We start from the raw sequence: 18,190 nt of genomic DNA, 5'->3' as shown, positions 1-18,190 counted from the left end.
ACGTTTTATTGTAAACAAAAATACCTACTATTGGGTATTTTTATGAAGCTGCAAAGGACAGAATTTTTAAAAAGATTGCCAAAAATAGTAGGGGACAAATGAGGGACACCGCATTAAAAGCTGATAACCAGAAAATTAAATATAAAAATTTTGTCATCAAACGGATGGAGACGCACATAAACGGATTCCGGTGAACTGCCATTGATGTTCGGCTTGGAAGAAATTTCGGTAGGTAGGTCTGCTATGGCCGGGGGATGTGGCAATGGAAGCACCTCGCAATACCATTTGGTTGACCATAAACTTTCCGTTGTATTCGCCCACTGCACCTGCTGCTTTTTTAAAACCGGGATAGGGCAAATAGGCGCTACCTGTCCATTCCCATCGCTCTCCCCATTCGAATTGACGGGAAGCAACTTCCCATTCCGCTTCGGTGGGAAGGCGCATGCCTCTCCACGCTGCGTAGGCGGAGGCTTCGTAGAAATTGATGTGGCAAACGGCTGCATCTGGATTCACGGGTGCTAATCCCTGCAGTGTATAATACATATGCTGCCCATCCAACAGATGCCAATATAGTGGCGCTTTGGCTCCTTGTGCTTTGACCCAATCCCAACCGTCGGCATGCCAGTAGCTGAAATCCTGATAACCGCCGTCTGCTATAAATTCCAGATATTCTCCGTTGGTAACTAAGCGGTTAGCGATCATGTAATCTTGAAGATACATGGTATGCCGATTACATTCGTTATCGTAACAAAATCCGCTGCCCTGAAAGCCAATTTCATACTGTCCTCCCCGCACCGGAAGCATAACAAGCTCTTTGGCAGAAACTTTCTCACGCTCCAAACCTTCTCCATACCGTGGAAAAAGTGGATTGTGCCCTAATATATACTTGATATCGGTAAGCAACAGTTCCTGATGCTGCTGTTCATGGTTTAGCCCCAGCACCAGCAGCTCGGCGACCTCTTCGGCGAGCGTCCCTTGGTGTAGAAAAGCTTCCATCTGCTCGTCCACATAGGCACGGTACCGGTATATATCCGCTACGGACGGTCGGCTCAGGTTACCTCTGTCCGTCCGCACGACCCGGGCGCCAACGGTTTCATAATAACTATTGAACACATAGTTATATTGGTCATTAAAGACTTGATAGCCTGACGCGTACGCGCTAAGTATAAAGGTCTCGAAAAACCAGGTAGTATGCCCTAAATGCCATTTGGGCGGACTGACATGTGAAACGGGCTGCACGACGTAGTCCTCTACTTCCAGCGGTTCACATAGGAATTGGGTATAATTCCGTACCGTGGTATATTGTGTTAATAGGTCTTCGGGTATATAGGTAGCGGTAGCTTGTTCCATATCTGTCTTTCTTAATTGATGTGCCAGATAGCATCTACAAACCAATTTTTACGGTCGGCGATCTGCGCTATGGGCGCAAAGCCGCATTCGATAGCCATCCGGTCGATTTCAGTTGTTGTATATTTTCGGGAAATTTCGACGGCAATTGGTTCGTTGACCACAAATGGGATACATTCTTCGCCGATATGTACCTTTTGATCGGTCAGGCTTACTAAATAGCTGCGGCAACCGCCATCAATAGGATCGTATGCCTGATAATGCTGAAACGCGGTTGTGTTAAAATCAGCATGCAACTCCCGGTTAATTCGTTCGAGCAAATTGAGATTAAACGCGCCCGTAATTCCCTCTTTGTCATTGTATGCCTCGAGAACTGTATGTGGATTTTTTTGCAAATCGAAGCCGATTAACATCATATCGTCTGCTTTCAGCCGTCGACTCACCGACCTGCAGAAGCCGTGTGCCTCGTCGAGCTCCATATTGCCGATATTGCTTCCGAGAAACAAAACGATCTTGCGGCGATCCGATTGCTCGGTAGCTTTGCGTAACATCTCCAGATTTTCGCCGTGCCATGGGATGACCTCCAAACCGGGAAGATCTTGCTGAAGTCGATCACGAAGCGTGAGCAGTACGGGCTCACAGATATCAATAGGCATATACGTGAAATCTACCTGTTCCCGGACAAGATGTTCGAGCAGGAAACTGGATTTCATCGCGTCGCCGGCCCCAAGCTCGATGAGATCGAATGGTTCCTGCTGGACGCGCAATACCTCCGCCAGTTCCGTTGTTTTGTCACGAAAAATCTCTAACTCACAAGCGGTCAGATAGTAGGCTGGCATATCCATAATGCGCTGGAACAACGCTGCGCCCTTTTCATCATAGAAATATTTTGACTGTAACCGCTTGGGATAGTCTTTCAGCCCGTGTAAAACATCTTCCTGGAAGCTTTCTAATTTATCCATAAGCGCTGTTTACCGTTTGCCCCCGCCAGCTATTTTTACGATGATCCAGATAACAAGCGCAATGACGGCACCCACGATAAGAAAGCCTGTCCACATACCGGCTTTGAAAATTCCTTCTACAATACCACAGCTACTCAGAAGCATGGTGACATAGGCTAACATCGAAATTTGCAATAATCTTCCCATAATAATTGTTTTATTTAGAAGAACAACTGGTGTATTAAAAAGTTTTGTTTTCTACGAGCCGTTGGTATGCTAATAGGGGTCGCTGCGGAATATTTTTTTGCTGAAAATCGATCTATATTGCGCAGTACCAAAGATGGAGAAATGGTCGGCATCGTACATATAGCTTTCGACTCCGTTTGTACTTTTTATCGCGGAGGAGTGGTACACGTCTATGTATTTGTCAGCGATTTTCGATGTTTTAAGAAACTGGTTTGCGCGGGCGCGATAGGTCTGCAGATAATTCTCTGGGTCGATTCCGAATTTCAAGTGTAGCATTTCTATGGCTGGATACTCCACCGTATAGCTTTCGGTTTGTCCAATATATACCAGCGGTATGCCCTTTTCGCCGAAGTATTCCTCGATTGCATGGAGGTAGTCTTCTAGTTGGTGTTTACTATAGGAGGCGTAATTGGCTGACAAGATGACTTTATCGATCTTATCGTGATATCGGGGAAGATAGCGGTCGTAAATATAATACATCAGGTCCGTGGGGCCTGCAAATATAGGCTTTACACCCGGTGCGGGAAAGACATCATCGCCGGTCGCTTGCAATAGATTGACATTGTTTTCGCGAGCTAATCGATGTAAGGTGTGGGCAAACATACCGGCATGGCAGTCGCCCAACAAGAGATAGTTGCGTTGGTCGTTGGAAAATTGGAGAAGGCGCGTGGTATCAAAGTCCTCAAATCGGGAACGTGATAATAGATGGGATTCTCCGAACCCATATTGTGCTGCCGCGCGCTCGCGCGGATATTGATAATGAAAAGCGACGAGATGGGCTTCTTGTGGATTTGGAAAAAATCTATAAAGGGGCAGTTGCGTGGCCATGAACGTGGTCGCTATAACCGAAACTGCCGCCACTAACAGCCATTTGGGTGTACGCAAAAAACTCCGAATTTCGACCAATCGATAGGACAATGCTCCCAATGCAAAAGATAGCAGGAAAACCGCCAAAAGATACGACCAGTGGCGTGGAAGTGAAAAATAGGTACCTAGCACAATAAGCGGCCAATGCCACAGATACCAGGAATAGGAAATATCTGCAACAAATTTAACAGCTGAAAATTGGAATAGCCGGAGATTACACTGTGCCAAAATAAGCAGACCGGTTGCGAATACCGGAACTATAGTGAAAAGGGAGGGCCAACCGGCTGATCGCATGTTCAACAAACCGGTTACCGATACCATTAGTAAAAAGACACAAAGGATAGCCATGACATTCCGCAAACGTTGCGGGATTTTTTCGCGAAAGGATTTCTCGCACAGAAACACGATCCCGCCTGCAACAAGCTCCCACGCCCGTGTATGAAACATATAAAAGGTAAACGATTGATTGGCTTGTGCGGCATAATACATGCAACAAATCGATATGAGCGCCAGACCGCAAAGAAAATACAGATCGTATCGCGCATGATTATTTGTTAGCCGTCTGAGCCCCATAAGCAACAGTGGATATAGGATATAAAATTGCCATTCGATGGATAACGACCAGGTATGAAGCAGGAAGTTGAGTTGGGAAGCGGGCTGAAAATAGCCGGACGATAAATAATAATAAATATTGGAAACGAAGATACTGCTGGACAGTGCAAATCGACTGAAGTCGTAAAGCTTTACCCCCAACACGAAGTAGAGGACAATAAAAAAAAATAGAATCAATACCAATAAAGCGGGTAAGATCCGGATCAATCGACGCCGATAGAAGTGGATTAGACCAAAGTTATCTCGATCCATCTGTGTCAAAATTATCTTGGTCATCAGGTAACCAGATAGCACGAAAAATATATCGACTCCAATATAGCCATCTCTAAATTGCGGCAGCCCCAGATGGTAGAGCACGACGGATAGGATGGCAATGGCGCGTAGAAACGCTATATCATATCGGAAATCCATACGGCTTTCTGGCTATCTGCCTGCGGCAATATGCTTTAAATATTCTCCATAACCGGACTTAACCAAAGGTTCTGCAAGTCGTAGTAGTTGTTGTTTATCGATGTAGCCCATACGATAAGCAACTTCCTCAATAGCACCGATCTTCATCCCCTGCCGCTCTTCGATGACTTGTATAAACTGGCCGGCTTGCATGAGGGATTGGATCGTACCGGTATCCAGCCAGGCGGTGCCCCGGTCGAACACACCGACTTTCAGCTTACCCTGGCGGAGGTATTCTTTATTGATATCGGTTATTTCTAATTCTCCTCTTGCAGAGGGCTTTATATTTTTGGCGATATTTACCACACCGTTATCATAAAAATAGAGTCCCGGAACGGCGTAGTTTGATTTGGGTACAGTGGGCTTCTCTTCAATGGATACCACATTCTTCTGCTCGTCGAATGCTACAACGCCATATCTTTCTGGATCGTGTACCGGATAGGCGAATACCACACCGCCATCCGGATTGGAACAGTCTTGCAATAATTTGGACATTCCTGAACCATAGAAGATATTGTCGCCCAGAATAAGGGCAACCTTGTCTTGACCGATAAAGTCTTCGCCTAACAGGAAGGCTTGCGCCAGCCCGTCCGGACTGGGTTGCTCTTTATAGGAAATCTGGCAGCCGATCTGCGTGCCGTCCCCTAGAAGCTTTTGAAAATTCGGCAAATCTTGCGGTGTGGAAATCAGCAGGATGTCGCTGATACCCGCCAGCATCAATGTAGAAAGCGGATAATAGATCATCGGCTTATCGTATACCGGCATCAGCTGCTTGGACACGGCAAGGGTTAAGGGGTGTAAACGGGTGCCGGAACCGCCGGCTAATATAATACCTTTCATTTTTTGTGTTTTTTTGTTAAATAAGGTTAGAGAGTTAAATGAGGTTAGAGAGTTAGAAAGTCTAACTCCTTAACTTTCTAACTCCTTAACTCCCTAACTTCCTAACCCCCTAACTCCCTAACAACTTTCCCCAACGAATCCCTCCAATAGGGAACATCTACACCGAATATACGCTTTATCTTACTTTTATCCAACAGCGAATAAGCGGGGCGTTGGGCTGGTGTGGGGTATTGGGCGGTCGGGATGGGTGTGATGTGGCAACTGGCGCCGATCTGCTCGCGGATGGCTACGGCGAAATCGTACCACGACACTTGACCTTCGTTAGCGTAGTGGTAGATACCGGGCTGCCAGGTGTCGGCTTTGAGGATATCGACGATAGCTTGGGCCAGATCGCCGGCATAGGTGGGCGAACCGATCTGATCGCTCACGACGGACACTTCTTCGCGTTCGCGCAGGAGCCGCAGCATGGTGTTTACAAAGTTATGGCCTTGCTCGGCATACACCCAGGAGGTACGGATGATGATACTTTCCGGCGCCCACTTCTGTATGGCTTGCTCGCCTTTAAGCTTGGTCAACCCGTAAACATTCAACGGCCCGGTGGGCGCATCTTCGGACAGCGGTTCGCTGGATTGGCCATCGAAGACGTAGTCGGTCGAAATCGCCAACAATTTGGCACCATGCAGACGGCAGTATTGGGCGATTTCTTCGCTGGCCAGGTGATTGATAGCATCCGCACGATCGGGTTCACTTTCGGCTTTATCGACCGCGGTATAGGCGGCAGCGTGGATGATGATATCAGGCTCATACATGCCCAGCATATCGTGGATAATCATCGTCTGCTCCAGCGGCAGCTGCTTGCTATCCAGAAAGAAGGTGTCGAAGTTTTCGCCTGCCAGCTGCTTTTGCAGTGCCCGGCCGACTTGTCCGCTCCCGCCGGTGATTAGGATTCGGGGCGTTTTAAAAGATATAACATCCCAGAAAGGCAATGCTTGGTCCTTATCGGATATGATCAGTTCTTCCTGTGAAAGCCGCCAGTCGATCGCGAGCGTGGGATCGTCGTAGCGCACCCCCCACTCGGCTTCTTTATGATAAAAGTTATCGCATTTATAAAAAAAAGTGGCGGTATCGGAGAGAACGACAAAGCCATGCAGGAACCCGCGGGGAATAAAGACTTGTCGATTGTTTTCCGCGCTGAGTTCGACGGTTTCGTACTGGCCGAATGTAGGAGAATCGGGACGGGCATCGACCATGACATCGAGCACACGTCCTTGCAATACGCGCACCAGCTTGGCTTGTGCCTGTTCGCCGCGCTGGGCATGCAGACCACGGAGTACGCCTTTGGTCGAAAACGATTGGTTGTCTTGCACAAAGCGTGTGGTCGTTCCGGTGTGTTCCTGAAAGGTCCGTTCGTTAAAGCTTTCAAAGAAATAGCCTCGGCTGTCGCCATATATAGCCGGCTCTATGATAAAACAACCGGAGAGTTTTGTTTCTATTATTTTCATTTGTATAATGTTAGAGAGTTAAGAAGTTATAAAGTTAATCGTCTACTCTCCAAGACTCTTTATTAATTTTGCAATCATATTTTTTATCAAATTAATTTTCTTAAAAACACTTTCATCTGCTTTAAAGAATGACAGCCTACCTGCGATCTCCAACTGTGTGTCAACTTCGCTTAAAGACCCCATTGCAATATAAAGAAATCTAGTGAATTCTGCTTTTCCCCTGCGCCCAGCTCCCTCGGCAATGTTTGATGGAACAGATACACAAGCTCTTTTTATTTGAGCCGTCAAACCATACAATTCTTCTTTGGGAAAAGCCTCGGTTATACGATATACATCAATGACGAGTTCCATAGAAAGCTGGTAAACGATTAAATCTTTATGTGATCGGATCATGGTATGAAATTATAAATGGTTACGCTCGAATATACAAATTATCTTTCACACTTGACCACATTTTCTAACCCCCTAACCTCCCTAACTTTCTAACCCCCCTAACTTTCTAACTTTCTAACACCCCTAACTTTCTAACTTTCTAACCCCCTAACCTCCCTAACTTTCTAACCCCCCTAACTTTCTAACACCCCTAACTTTCTAACTTTCTAACCCCCTATACGCCCCCGAGTTTACACGCTCCAACCAGGCCTGGTTATTCAGAAACCAATCGATCGTTTGCGATAGCCCTTCTTCGAAGGTGACCGAGGGCTCGTAGCCAAGTTCGGTATTGATCTTCGTGGCGTCGATGGCATAGCGCAAGTCGTGCCCGGGGCGGTCTTTGACGTAGGTGATCAGCTGGGCAGCGGTACCGGGCGCCCTACCGAGTTTTTCATCCATTTGCCGGCACAGTTCGTGAACCAGATCGATGTTCTGCCATTCGTTGAAGCCGCCGATATTATAGGAAGAACCGTTTTTCCCTTCATGGAAAACGAGGTCGATGCCGCGGGCATGATCAACCACAAACAGCCAGTCGCGCGTGTATTTCCCATCACCGTAAATTGGCAGGGGTTTATCGTGCAGGATGTTGAGGATACAAAGTGGAATCAGCTTCTCGGGGAAGTGATTAGGTCCGTAGTTATTGGAACAGTTGGTGATCACGATAGGCAGGCCGTAGGTATCGTGGTAAGCGCGCACGAAATGATCGGAAGAGGCCTTGGACGCAGAATAGGGTGAATGCGGATCATAGGGAGTGTCCTCGGTAAACAGGCCGGTCTCCCCCAATGTGCCATACACCTCATCGGTAGACACGTGATGGAAGCGTTTGCCTTCAGGCTGTTCTTTCCATGTTTCACGTGCAGCATTTAACAGGTTCACCGTACCCACCACATTGGTCATGACAAAATCGGTTGGCGACGTAATAGACCTGTCGACGTGCGACTCGGCCGCCAAATGGATCACGCCATCGGGCTGGTAGCGCTGGAATAACGCCAATATCCCTGCCGCATCGCAGATGTCTTGCTTGACGAAAGTATAATTCGGCTTGTGCTCGACGTCTTTCAGGTTCTCCAGATTGCCCGCATAGGTCAACGCATCCACATTGACGATATGGTAATCGGGATATTTGTTGACAAATTCACGAACTACATGGGAGCCGATGAAGCCGGCTCCGCCGGTAATGAAAATAGTTTTTTTCATTTTACTAAGATAGTTGTTTTCCCCTTTTTCTTGATAAAAAGGGGACAAAAATCAAGGCTGAGCATGTTTTCGCTATTTTTCATCCGCTCTTCCTAAACAGCATGAAACTCGCTGCGCTCAAACATCATGCTGTTTTAACGGAATAGCCTTCTGAAAAATGACCGCGAAAAAATGCAAGGCCCTTATTGCCCGCGTGCCGCGTGCGTAGGTGTCTACATCCGTGCTATCTTATATCCTTATTTAGTACGTGCTTTCGAAATGGAAAGAATTCTATAATTTTATCATGATAAAGAAGCGTTAACACGCTATACATTATTGCACCACCCCTAATTAACACTAAAGGTCACATCCGAATTTTTGAGACATGTAAAAACTCATTCTTAGTACTATCCCTCTTCTCAAAGATTCGAAGTGACGATTTTTTTGTTTCTTTTTTGAGGTAAAAAAGAAAAAACTAAATAGCTAGCTTTTGGCTATCCTCGAATATCGTGGCGTTTTTTATAGGGTTGTCTTTCAACAAATCGAAGGTATCGTATTTCGCGGCGACCATTTTAAGGGCATGGAGATGCTTCTCATGGTGCATATCGGTACCGACTAAATCATACATTCCTGATTTAATCAGCGTAAGGGCGATGGATTTCACGGGTTCTCCGTAATAACGGGAAATGGACAGCAGATTAAGCTGTAATAGGCAGCCTGCGTCTTTAATTTCTTTATATACTTTAAAATTCTGGTGGTAATAGTTATAACGCTCGGGGTGTGCTAAGATGGGTTGGTAGCCTTTTTCCTGAATATCTTTAATTGTCTGAAAAAGTGCTTTGGATTCTGCTAAATAGGACATTTCGATTAGGACATGTCTATTCGGCAGCGGACAAAGGTTTTCGTTCTGGACTAATGTTCCCAATTGATCATCAATCATGTATTCCGCAGCATATTGAAGATCAAACTTCATCCCGCTATCGGTAAGGGCTTGTTTTAGTTTAGTATGGGCATCTTTGATGGTGGCCGGTGTGTTATCGTATACACTATGCATCACGTGCGGTGTAGCTATGCTTTTCTGAATCCCCAATTCTTTTAATCCCTGGATAAGTTTCAAGGATTGTTCTATGCTCTCGCTACCGTCATCAATACCCGGTAGGATATGGTTGTGCATATCTACCCCTATCCATGCTAATCGGCCAATAGACTCATGTTGTTTTGTATTCCGTTTGAATAAATTTTTCCAAAAAGACATTATTAATAATTTTGTTTACACATTTCCCCTGGTGATCGTCTCTCTTTATCATATACGATATCACGCTGCAATAATACAGCCAATATTGTAAAATACGAAACGATTATTGTCACTTAAACGCTACTATTAATTAAAAATATTTAAATTAATGGAGAATTTTCTTTTTCTAATAGCTCGTAAACATGTTTCACATCTTGCGCAAATGCCTTGTCCAAAACCAAAACCGCATCGGCTGTATTAACGACTACACAGTTCTGTACACCAAGAAAGACTGTATGTTTATGGCTTTCCCCAATAACAATATTGCCATGCTCATCTTGTGGATGTCCTTTCGAAATGAGATAATCGTATAAGGAATCAAAAGAGCCCATATCTGACCAATGGAAAAAGGATGGCACGACATTGATGCTATCACTCCGTTCCATAATAGCGTAATCCACACTCTTCGAGGGGATCTTGCGCGACAGCTCCTCGTCTAACACGCCGTCTTTTGCGGCAACAAAAGCGGCTTTTGAGGCTGTGTACACCTTGGGATCGAAACGTTCCAGCTCCTGCAGATAGGCGGATGCCTTAAAACAGAATATACCGGAATTCCAGAGGAAGTTCCCGCTTTTCAGGAAATCTTTTGCCGTATCGTAGTTGGGTTTTTCCCGAAAGGACAGCACATTATTGCCTTCAGATTCAATATACCCGTAACCCGTCTCTGGCCGGGTAGGGTTTATCCCGAAGGTGACGAGGGCACCCGCTTTGGCAAACTCGATCCCGCGCTTGATGGCCTGTAAATACTGCTCGTCTCCTTCGATCAGGTGGTCGGAGGGGGTAACGATCAGGATGTCATCCGGCGCGCGTGATAGCGCCGCAAACGCGATCGCAGCGGCTGTATTCCGGGGTACGGTCTCCACGATAATATCGTGTGACACCGCTTTCAAATCTTCTTTCGCCAGGTCGATATTCTGCACGGAGCCTACCAAAACGACGTGCTCGCACACGGCTTGGTTTCGCTCTATCGTAAGTTTAAACAAGGATTTCTCGTTAAAAATAGGCAGATATTGCTTGGGTTTCGACTTCCGCGATAGTGGCCACAGCCTGGAACCTACTCCGCCGGATAGGATAACGTTTACTATTTTTCCCATAATGGTTACATCTCGGGTTGTTATTGTTGTTCTGATTGTTCTTGTGTTTGAAAGTGCTTTTCTATTAAAGCATGGGTAATCTGATCCCGCTTAAGGTAAAGCTGTGCACTCGCCATGGCATCGGACAGGGGATCATGATGGTGAAGCTCAATATCCATAATACGGCAACAGATGCTCAGCTTGGTTCGTTTAAATCCTTTTTGCCGATAGATCTCGCTGGTACATTCCCAGGTAGGTGAAAGCTGCAAAATATTATAATCGAGCTGGTAAAGCTTCATCGTCTTCATCAGCACTTCCCTGTCAAATTTTTCGTTGTGTGCGACCATGTGGCTACCTTTAAGGTATTGCGCTATCGTCGGGAAAAGTTCCAAAAACGTCGGCGCAGTCAAGGTATCTTTCGGTTTGATACCATGCACTCTCGTGGTCTGCCACATGTATTGGTTGCCCGGTGGGCGCACCAAACTGTGAAACTGATCGACAACCTGACCGTTTTCCACCTTTACAATACCGACCGCACACACGCTGGTGTAAGCTGCAGTAGCGAGTTCAAAATCTATTGCTGTAAAGGTCATCCTTTTTTATTATTTGTTGTAAAGTTTACAAAGATAACCATTCTCTTTTTCTTTTTTTCTTGACAAAAAAAGAAACAAAAAAGTCAAGACTTGCATGGTTCCGCTACCTTTACTTGTCTATTCCTAAACAAAATAAACTCGCTGCGCTCAAACAGTATTTTGTTTTTAACGGAATATCCTACGTAAAGCTGGCCGCGGAACAATGCGAGGTCGTTTTAATCCGCGGAATCGTTGGTCAATAGTGATCGCTTATGTTTCCCATTGCACAATCCCCTATTAACCTTTGGTGTCGCATCCAGATATTTGAGGGCTGTAGAAATCCATCCTTAGTACTATCCACTATCTCAAATATCTGAAGCGACGAGTTTTTTTGTTTCTTTTTTTGAGGGAAAAAAAGAAAATTAGTAGCGATACCGCTCCCGCCATTTGGCGCGAAGCGACTCCCTTATCTTATTTTCTGCAGTGTTGTTTCCGGGATCGTAGAGCACGGTGCCGCTGATTTTATCTGGAAAGAACTCCTGTTCGACAAAGTTGCCGGGGTAGCTGTGTGCATATTTGTATTTTGTACCGTAATCCAGTTCCTTCATCAACTTGGTTGGGGCGTTGCGCAGGTGTAACGGTACAGGAAGATCGCCGGTTTGCCGTACAAGGGCCTGGGCTTTGCCGATGGCTTCATAGGCGGCATTGCTCTTAGCCGACGAGGCCAGATAGGTTACGGTCTGTGCTAAAATAATACGGGATTCGGGCCAGCCGATCACGTTGACCGCCTGAAAACAATTGTTGGCTAACAACAGGGCGTTCGGATTGGCATTGCCGATATCTTCGGATGCGAGGATGAGCAAGCGACGGGCAATAAAAGAAGGGTCTTCTCCCCCTTCTACCATACGTGCAAGCCAATACACCGCCGCATTGGGGTCGCTCCCCCGGATAGACTTGATAAAAGCCGAAATGATATCGTAATGCTGCTCACCGGTTTTATCATATAACGCCATATTCTGCTGCACTTGTTTGAGTACAAAGGCATTGGTGATGGGCTGCTTTTGCGCATGGGCAGCATGCACCACGAGCTCGAATACATTGAGCAGTTTGCGGGCGTCTCCGCCGGAAAGGCGGAACAAGGCTTCGTATTCTTCGATCTGGACGGGATGCTCCTGCAGATAACTATCCTGCGCGATAGCCTGCTCCAAAATAGCGGTCAATTCCTGCTCGGAGAGATGCTCCAATACGTACACCTGGCAACGGGAGAGCAGGGCGGAAATCACCTCGAAGGAGGGATTTTCGGTGGTAGCGCCGATGAGCGTCACCAGTCCGCGCTCCACGGCCCCGAGCAGCGAATCTTGTTGCGATTTGGAAAAGCGATGGATCTCATCGATAAAGAGGATCGGTTGCTCTTGATTGAACTGGTATAATTTATCGGCTTTGTCAATCACCTCCCGGATATCCTTGACCCCCGATTGGATGGCGCTCAGCGAGAAAAACGGTCGGCCGAGCTCGCGGGCAATCAGCAGGGCCAGGCTGGTTTTACCAACACCCGGCGGCCCCCAAAAGATCATGGAGGGTATGTTTTTCTGCTCTACGGCGTTCCGAAGGACAGCGCCTTCGCCGATGATATGCCGCTGTCCAATATAATCGGCAAGGCCCTTGGGGCGCATCCGCTCTGCTAAAGGTATCGATGTTGCCATTTTGTAAAGTTAGGAAATAGTTAGAAAGTTAGGGAAGGTTAGAAAGTTAGAAAATCGACCTCTCTAACTTCTTAACTTCTTAACTTCTTAACCCCTCTAACTTCTTAACTCTCTAACTTCCTCACACCCCTCCATATAGCAAACCCAAAGCCCAATACCAATATAATAGATGCGATCAACGAAATAATACTGCTGACCTGCATGGTTTTAGGTGCAAAAACAAACGAGATGGTATGGTTTCCGCCGGGTACCTGTAATGCGCGGAGAATATAATCTGCCCGGATAATGGGAACCTCTTCGCCATCGATATAGGCTTTCCAGCCTTTGTCATAAAATACCTCGGAGAAAACGGCAAACGCATCAGTAGGTGAGGTATATTCGTATTGTAACGTATCCGGATGGTACGACACCAGTTTGATTTCGGCACTTTCAGATTTTCCCAGACGGGAGATATTCAGCTTATTCTTAAATTCTTCATGCACAAAGGCTTCTTTATGCGGATCGAAGCTGCTGATGGCCTGCATCTCCTGGGCGTTGCTGTTGACAAAGGTCACGCGGTCTACAAACCAGGCATTGCCGGCAGCTGTACTTCGACGTTTAATCTGTTCAGCACCGTTTTGTGCATTTTGCGTAATCAGGTAGCGCACATTGAACATATCCAATACATCTTCGTTCATGGCGCCATTGAACTGATGTTCCAATACTTCCTGGAACCGCATCAACTTAGCGGCATGGTAGCCGCCCAGACTTTTGTGATAGAAAGATGCGCGGGCATCGGAAAACGGATTGGTGGTTAAATCAATGACCCGGTAACTCAAATCTTTATCCATCCGAATCAATTGATCCACTTCCCGCTCGGGAATCCGGGTATTGGAGGTACGTTTGTCCACGAAGGAGTCGTCGTTGAGATAGCGCTTATCAACCGACCACAGATCGGCAAGGATAACAACCCCTAATATACCGATAAACAGCGGCATGCTGAGTTTCTTCTTGCTATAGAACCAGATCAGCCCAAAGGTAATCAGAACGATGAAAAAAGATCGGTAGGCATCTGCGGTAGCGAGTGCTGCCCGGTCTTTCACCAATGCGCTAGCTACCTGTCCGGCTGCTTGTTTATCCCCAAACGCCTGCTCCAGCGACGAAACCAGCTGTTGATGCTGGCTGTTTCGGAAATCCAAAAACAGACTTGGCAGAAAAGCGATGAGTAGACAGAACCCGCCTACCCCGATAAAGGTATACAAGACTTTCTTATCGAGCTGTGGAATCTGATCGGCGCGTGTAAACAATTCGTTGACAGTCAGAATCGCCAGAAGCGGGATCAGGATCGCCGGGATAATCAGGATCGACTCGACCGCCCGAAACTTATTGTACATCGGGAAATAGTCGAAAAACAGATCGGACACTAACGGAAAATGGCGTCCGAAGGCCAACAAGATCGTGAGGATGGTCGCGGTAAGGATCCACCATTTTAGGCGGTCTTTAACGATAACTAACCCCAGAATAAACAGGAATATAACGGCAGCCCCAAAATACCAAGGACCGGAGGTAAACATCTTCTCGCCCCAATAGGTGGGCAGTTGACCGGCAAACTGGGCGGCTTGCGCTTCCGGGATGCCGAGACCAGTCATGGTTTTGGCTACTTCCGATTTGCCGTCTAACACACCTCCGCTACGACCGCCATAGGCATTTGGAATCAGGAATGTGATATTTTCACCCACCCCTTGGCTCCATTCGTAGGCGTATTGCTTGTCGAGACCGCTGGCGTTTCCGCTGGTATCGTCTACTTTCTGGATATTGGCTTTTCCACGAATCGTGAGCTTGCTGTATTCATAGGTAGGAAACAGGACGGATGCATTGACCAAGACGGCTATTACCGCCGCGCCAAGCTGAAATGCGGACGCTTGCAAAAAAGGCTTCCATTGTTTGTTCCGAATGGTATGATAGAGCTCAAACCCGACAAGCACGAGCAGCGCAAGGAACAAATAATAGGTCATCTGGATGTGGTTCGCACGGATTTCCAACGCAAGGAACAGGGTAAGCAATACCGGACCCCACAGCCTGCTACCGCGATAACACAATAGTATCGCACCGATAATAGGTGCTAGATAGGCAATAGCGTATGCTTTATTGAGGTGGCCGGCCTCTATATAAATAAAGTTGTAGGACGTAAACGCCAGCGCTACGGCACCAACGGCAGCCAGCCAGGGTTTGATGCGCAATACCGAAAACAGGAAATAACCGCCCAAAAGATAAAGCAGGACAATGTCGGTAGGTGCCGGGAAAATACGGCTGATGCCTCTGTTAATATACGTGGTTATATTGTTGGCATGCTCGTACCAGATCTGGTAAGTCGGCATACCGCCGAACATCGCGTTTGTCCAGTTGGGCGCGTGTCCATCTTTTTCTTTGTAATCGAAAAGCTCCTTTTGACTACCTACTGCCTGTACAACATCCGACTGAACCAACGTTTTACCGCCGAAAATTGGTGAAAAATAAAAAAACACCAAGGCGATACATATCGCGATAATGATAAAGTGCGTTGTATTCTCCTTAAACCACTGCTTCATATGTTTGTTTATAATATCTCTTAAATTGTTTTTGCGCAATGCCAAAAATATATAAATAATTGGAATCCGCAGGCTATTAATCGGTTTTTTGTATTAAACGCTGAATGTTGGAGAGCTCTCCGAACACCACCAACAGATCGCCTTCGGCTAATTTTGTTTCTGATCCGGCAATTCCGGATGCTTCATTGCGAAGCACGGTTTTTCCCCCTACTTTCTCTTCGTAGGATTTCACGGTGGTCAAGACGATCACTTTATATTGGTTGGTGAGGTTGGCCTCTTTTAAGGTCATGCCCACATATTTGGAAGGCACACGTGTTTCCACTATGCTGTATCGGTCGGAGATCTTAAAGGAGTCGATAATATCTACATTGTCCAGCCGCATGGCCAACCGCTCGGCAGCTTCTTCTTCGGGCATGATATAATCGCCGATCTGCATTGCTTCGAGCACGGTTTTCTGCAATTCGGAGACGACACGCCCGATGATCCGTTTGACGTTCAGCTGCTTCAGCAGGGCTGTGGTGAGCAAAGAAGCGCCCTCGTCTTCGCCGATCGCGACAATAACGGCATGGGAATCTTTGAGCGGAAGTGACGTCATGGCTTCCCTATCGGTGGTATCCATACATACGGTATGGGTAATCCGATCTTTAAGCTGCTCGACGATGGCTAACTTTTTATCGACCGCAATGACCTCATGGCCTAACTCCGTTAGATGTACCGCCAACGATTTTCCAAAGTGTCCGAGTCCTAAAATGATGTACTTCATTAAAACAATATCTTTTCTGTCGGATAAATATAGCTTTTGTTTCTGGTGTTCTTAATAAAAGCCACCAATAATGTTAAGGTACCTACCCGACCGACAAACATGGTAACCGCCACAATAATCTTGCCTGTTGCGGACAAGGAAGGGGTGATACCCAGGCTTAGCCCACAGGTGGAATAGGCCGAGACAACTTCAAAAAGTAGGGCTTTCATTTCTTGCTGGGGATCTGCGAAATTCATCAATACAAAGCTCAGTGTAATGGTGAGCACAGAAAGTACGATGATGGCAAAGGCTTTGTTGACGGATTCTACCGCTATCCGGCGCTTATAAATCTCGATAGATTCTTTGCCGCGGGCCAGCGCGATGATATTCATGATAGCCAGGGCTACGGTGGTGATCTTTACGCCACCTCCTGTGGAACCTGGAGAGGCGCCCATCCACATCAAGGTAACCATCATAATAAGGGTGGGTGTCGCTACAAAATTGATGTTCACGTTATCAAATCCGGCGGACCGTGCCGAATTGGCCATAAAGAAAGAGGTCACCCAATCGCCGATGACGGAGGATTCTTCTGCAAGGGTATGGCGCTGCTCCAGGATATAATACGATAGGGTGGCCACGACCAACACAATCGCGTTACAAAACAAGATAAAGCGCGTATTGAACGTAAACGCACGCGGCTTGTGGATGTACGGCCGGCGAAGGAACAGCCGATATACGACTTGTTTTGCTTTTTGCTTTAAGAAGGTATAAAAATTGTACACGGTGCCGAACCCTAGCCCACCCAATATAAAGGAACAGGCGATGATCATTTGGAAACCGTGATTGAATCGGTAAATATCATGCCCAATATCGTCGGGCAGGATCGTGAACCCCGCGTTACAGAACGAAGAGATGGCGTGAAAGGCGGAGAAGAATATGCGATCGCCCACTGATTTAAACAAAGCGGCATCCAACGAAAAAAAGATAAAAATACCACCGATCAGTTCAAAAAAGAGGGTAATAAAGATAATCGTGAGGAGGGTGGAAATGACGGAGTTCAGTTTATTCTCACCCAATATTTCGCCAAACATCAGCTGGTTTTTATAGGAAAATCCGCCCGAAAAAAAGTAACCGAAAAAGCCCGTGAAGGTCATGATACCCAATCCGCCGATCTGGATGAGCAGCATGATGACGCTCTGCCCGAATACAGAGAAGTTTGTGGAGATATCGGTAACAGTAAGACCGGTGATACACACGGCACTCGTGGCCATAAACAGTGCGTCAACAAAACTTAGCGGCGCGAGAAGCGTCGTACGCGGCAACATCAATAACACGGTTCCCAGCAGAATAAGCGCGAGGAAACTGATCACAAACAGGATCGTAGGGTTGAAATAGAAGTTATCAAAAAAGAGGCTATTCCGCGATAATTCGGATAGGAAAACCAATGCGATACCGAGATATAACCACTCCATTTTCGCGAAGTATGCCCAGCCTGTCAGCCGGGAGACACTAATGAGCAGGAAATAGACGAACAACACCAATCCGGAAATGTGGGAGACGTTAATCTTCCGCTCGGCCAGAATCGCAGCTACGGTGCGGAGGGTACCGAGTATAAACAGGAAATAGAACATCCCGATAACGGTATCTGCTGAGGTTTCTGCCAATTGTTTGTCGGTGATGTAACCGATATGGGCAAGAGTCATGATAGCACATACCATGCTCAGGTAGAACATGGTACGATCTACTAATTTGTGCCGATATTTTAGTAAAAATCTAAAAAAACCAATGATTGCATCCATGCTTGACGTTCTTCTCTCCTCTAGCTC

General features: G+C 46.6%; 15 protein-coding genes. All 15 read right to left on the bottom strand.

The window, feature by feature from the left end; genetic code table 11:
• Positions 1-156: 156 nt before the first annotated feature.
• Positions 157-1,350: an ergothioneine biosynthesis protein EgtB gene (egtB, locus tag H8B06_RS02750; protein WP_190992753.1), complete on the bottom strand. Its 1,194-nt coding sequence runs from the start codon at positions 1,348-1,350 to the stop codon at positions 157-159.
• 11 nt (positions 1,351-1,361) lie between these two features.
• Complete coding sequence (locus H8B06_RS02745) at positions 1,362-2,309, bottom strand: L-histidine N(alpha)-methyltransferase (RefSeq protein ID WP_190992752.1); 948 nt, start codon at positions 2,307-2,309, stop codon at positions 1,362-1,364.
• A 9-nt stretch (positions 2,310-2,318) separates the two neighbouring features.
• Positions 2,319-2,495, bottom strand: coding sequence for a hypothetical protein (locus H8B06_RS02740; protein ID WP_190992751.1), 177 nt, complete (start codon positions 2,493-2,495; stop codon positions 2,319-2,321).
• A 69-nt stretch (positions 2,496-2,564) separates the two neighbouring features.
• Positions 2,565-4,424, bottom strand: a complete 1,860-nt coding sequence (locus H8B06_RS02735; protein ID WP_190992750.1) for an acyltransferase family protein — start codon at positions 4,422-4,424, stop codon at positions 2,565-2,567.
• Between the two features lie 12 nt (positions 4,425-4,436).
• Complete coding sequence (rfbA, locus tag H8B06_RS02730; protein ID WP_190992749.1) at positions 4,437-5,303, bottom strand: glucose-1-phosphate thymidylyltransferase RfbA; 867 nt, start codon at positions 5,301-5,303, stop codon at positions 4,437-4,439.
• A 101-nt stretch (positions 5,304-5,404) separates the two neighbouring features.
• On the bottom strand, positions 5,405-6,805 hold the full coding sequence (gene rfbD, locus H8B06_RS20875) for a dTDP-4-dehydrorhamnose reductase (protein WP_317170832.1): 1,401 nt from the start codon (positions 6,803-6,805) through the stop codon (positions 5,405-5,407).
• A gap of 42 nt (positions 6,806-6,847) precedes the next feature.
• Positions 6,848-7,198 carry a four helix bundle protein gene (locus tag H8B06_RS02715; protein WP_190992748.1) on the bottom strand — a complete coding sequence of 117 codons (351 nt, stop codon included), beginning with the start codon at positions 7,196-7,198 and terminating at the stop codon, positions 6,848-6,850.
• Between the two features lie 198 nt (positions 7,199-7,396).
• Entirely contained in the window at positions 7,397-8,434 is a 1,038-nt protein-coding gene (gene rfbB / locus H8B06_RS02710) for a dTDP-glucose 4,6-dehydratase (protein ID WP_190992747.1), read from the bottom strand.
• Positions 8,435-8,888: 454 nt separating this feature from the next.
• Positions 8,889-9,668: a tyrosine-protein phosphatase gene (locus tag H8B06_RS02705; protein WP_190992746.1), complete on the bottom strand. Its 780-nt coding sequence runs from the start codon at positions 9,666-9,668 to the stop codon at positions 8,889-8,891.
• 140 nt (positions 9,669-9,808) lie between these two features.
• On the bottom strand, positions 9,809-10,801 hold the full coding sequence (locus tag H8B06_RS02700) for a mannose-1-phosphate guanylyltransferase (protein WP_190992745.1): 993 nt from the start codon (positions 10,799-10,801) through the stop codon (positions 9,809-9,811).
• Between the two features lie 20 nt (positions 10,802-10,821).
• The gene (locus tag H8B06_RS02695; protein ID WP_190992744.1) at positions 10,822-11,373 is read right to left on the bottom strand and encodes a 3'-5' exonuclease; all 552 of its coding nucleotides are present in this window, start codon (positions 11,371-11,373) and stop codon (positions 10,822-10,824) included.
• 401 nt (positions 11,374-11,774) lie between these two features.
• Entirely contained in the window at positions 11,775-13,055 is a 1,281-nt protein-coding gene (locus H8B06_RS02690) for a replication-associated recombination protein A (RefSeq protein ID WP_190992743.1), read from the bottom strand.
• Positions 13,056-13,159: 104 nt separating this feature from the next.
• Positions 13,160-15,622, bottom strand: a complete 2,463-nt coding sequence (locus H8B06_RS02685) for a YfhO family protein (protein ID WP_190992742.1) — start codon at positions 15,620-15,622, stop codon at positions 13,160-13,162.
• A gap of 76 nt (positions 15,623-15,698) precedes the next feature.
• Positions 15,699-16,385, bottom strand: a complete 687-nt coding sequence (locus H8B06_RS02680; RefSeq protein WP_190992741.1) for a potassium channel family protein — start codon at positions 16,383-16,385, stop codon at positions 15,699-15,701.
• Entirely contained in the window at positions 16,385-18,163 is a 1,779-nt protein-coding gene (locus H8B06_RS02675) for a TrkH family potassium uptake protein (RefSeq protein ID WP_223857438.1), read from the bottom strand. Before H8B06_RS02675 ends, H8B06_RS02680 begins: the two co-directional genes overlap by 1 nt.
• Positions 18,164-18,190 lie beyond the last annotated feature (27 nt).

Source organism: Sphingobacterium micropteri (assembly GCF_014692515.1).
Taxonomy (GTDB): Bacteria; Bacteroidota; Bacteroidia; order Sphingobacteriales; family Sphingobacteriaceae; genus Sphingobacterium; species Sphingobacterium micropteri.
Note: the sequence above shows the minus strand (reverse complement) of the source record. Positions and strands in the feature narration are given on the sequence as shown.

What these genes read in the sequence shown, in the direction of transcription:
- rfbA (WP_190992749.1), bottom strand. Translation starts at nt 5,303, where the DNA reads ATGAAAGGTATTATATTAGCCGGCGGTTCCGGCACCCGTTTACACCCC.
- egtB (WP_190992753.1), bottom strand. Translation starts at nt 1,350, where the DNA reads ATGGAACAAGCTACCGCTACCTATATACCCGAAGACCTATTAACACAA.
- H8B06_RS02690 (WP_190992743.1), bottom strand. Translation starts at nt 13,055, where the DNA reads ATGGCAACATCGATACCTTTAGCAGAGCGGATGCGCCCCAAGGGCCTT.
- H8B06_RS02685 (WP_190992742.1), bottom strand. Translation starts at nt 15,622, where the DNA reads ATGAAGCAGTGGTTTAAGGAGAATACAACGCACTTTATCATTATCGCG.
- H8B06_RS02735 (WP_190992750.1), bottom strand. Translation starts at nt 4,424, where the DNA reads ATGGATTTCCGATATGATATAGCGTTTCTACGCGCCATTGCCATCCTA.
- H8B06_RS02700 (WP_190992745.1), bottom strand. Translation starts at nt 10,801, where the DNA reads ATGGGAAAAATAGTAAACGTTATCCTATCCGGCGGAGTAGGTTCCAGG.
- H8B06_RS02745 (WP_190992752.1), bottom strand. Translation starts at nt 2,309, where the DNA reads ATGGATAAATTAGAAAGCTTCCAGGAAGATGTTTTACACGGGCTGAAA.
- H8B06_RS02715 (WP_190992748.1), bottom strand. Translation starts at nt 7,198, where the DNA reads ATGATCCGATCACATAAAGATTTAATCGTTTACCAGCTTTCTATGGAA.
- H8B06_RS02705 (WP_190992746.1), bottom strand. Translation starts at nt 9,668, where the DNA reads ATGTCTTTTTGGAAAAATTTATTCAAACGGAATACAAAACAACATGAG.
- H8B06_RS02680 (WP_190992741.1), bottom strand. Translation starts at nt 16,385, where the DNA reads ATGAAGTACATCATTTTAGGACTCGGACACTTTGGAAAATCGTTGGCG.
- H8B06_RS02675 (WP_223857438.1), bottom strand. Translation starts at nt 18,163, where the DNA reads ATGGATGCAATCATTGGTTTTTTTAGATTTTTACTAAAATATCGGCAC.
- H8B06_RS02740 (WP_190992751.1), bottom strand. Translation starts at nt 2,495, where the DNA reads ATGGGAAGATTATTGCAAATTTCGATGTTAGCCTATGTCACCATGCTT.
- H8B06_RS02695 (WP_190992744.1), bottom strand. Translation starts at nt 11,373, where the DNA reads ATGACCTTTACAGCAATAGATTTTGAACTCGCTACTGCAGCTTACACC.
- rfbD (WP_317170832.1), bottom strand. Translation starts at nt 6,805, where the DNA reads ATGAAAATAATAGAAACAAAACTCTCCGGTTGTTTTATCATAGAGCCG.
- rfbB (WP_190992747.1), bottom strand. Translation starts at nt 8,434, where the DNA reads ATGAAAAAAACTATTTTCATTACCGGCGGAGCCGGCTTCATCGGCTCC.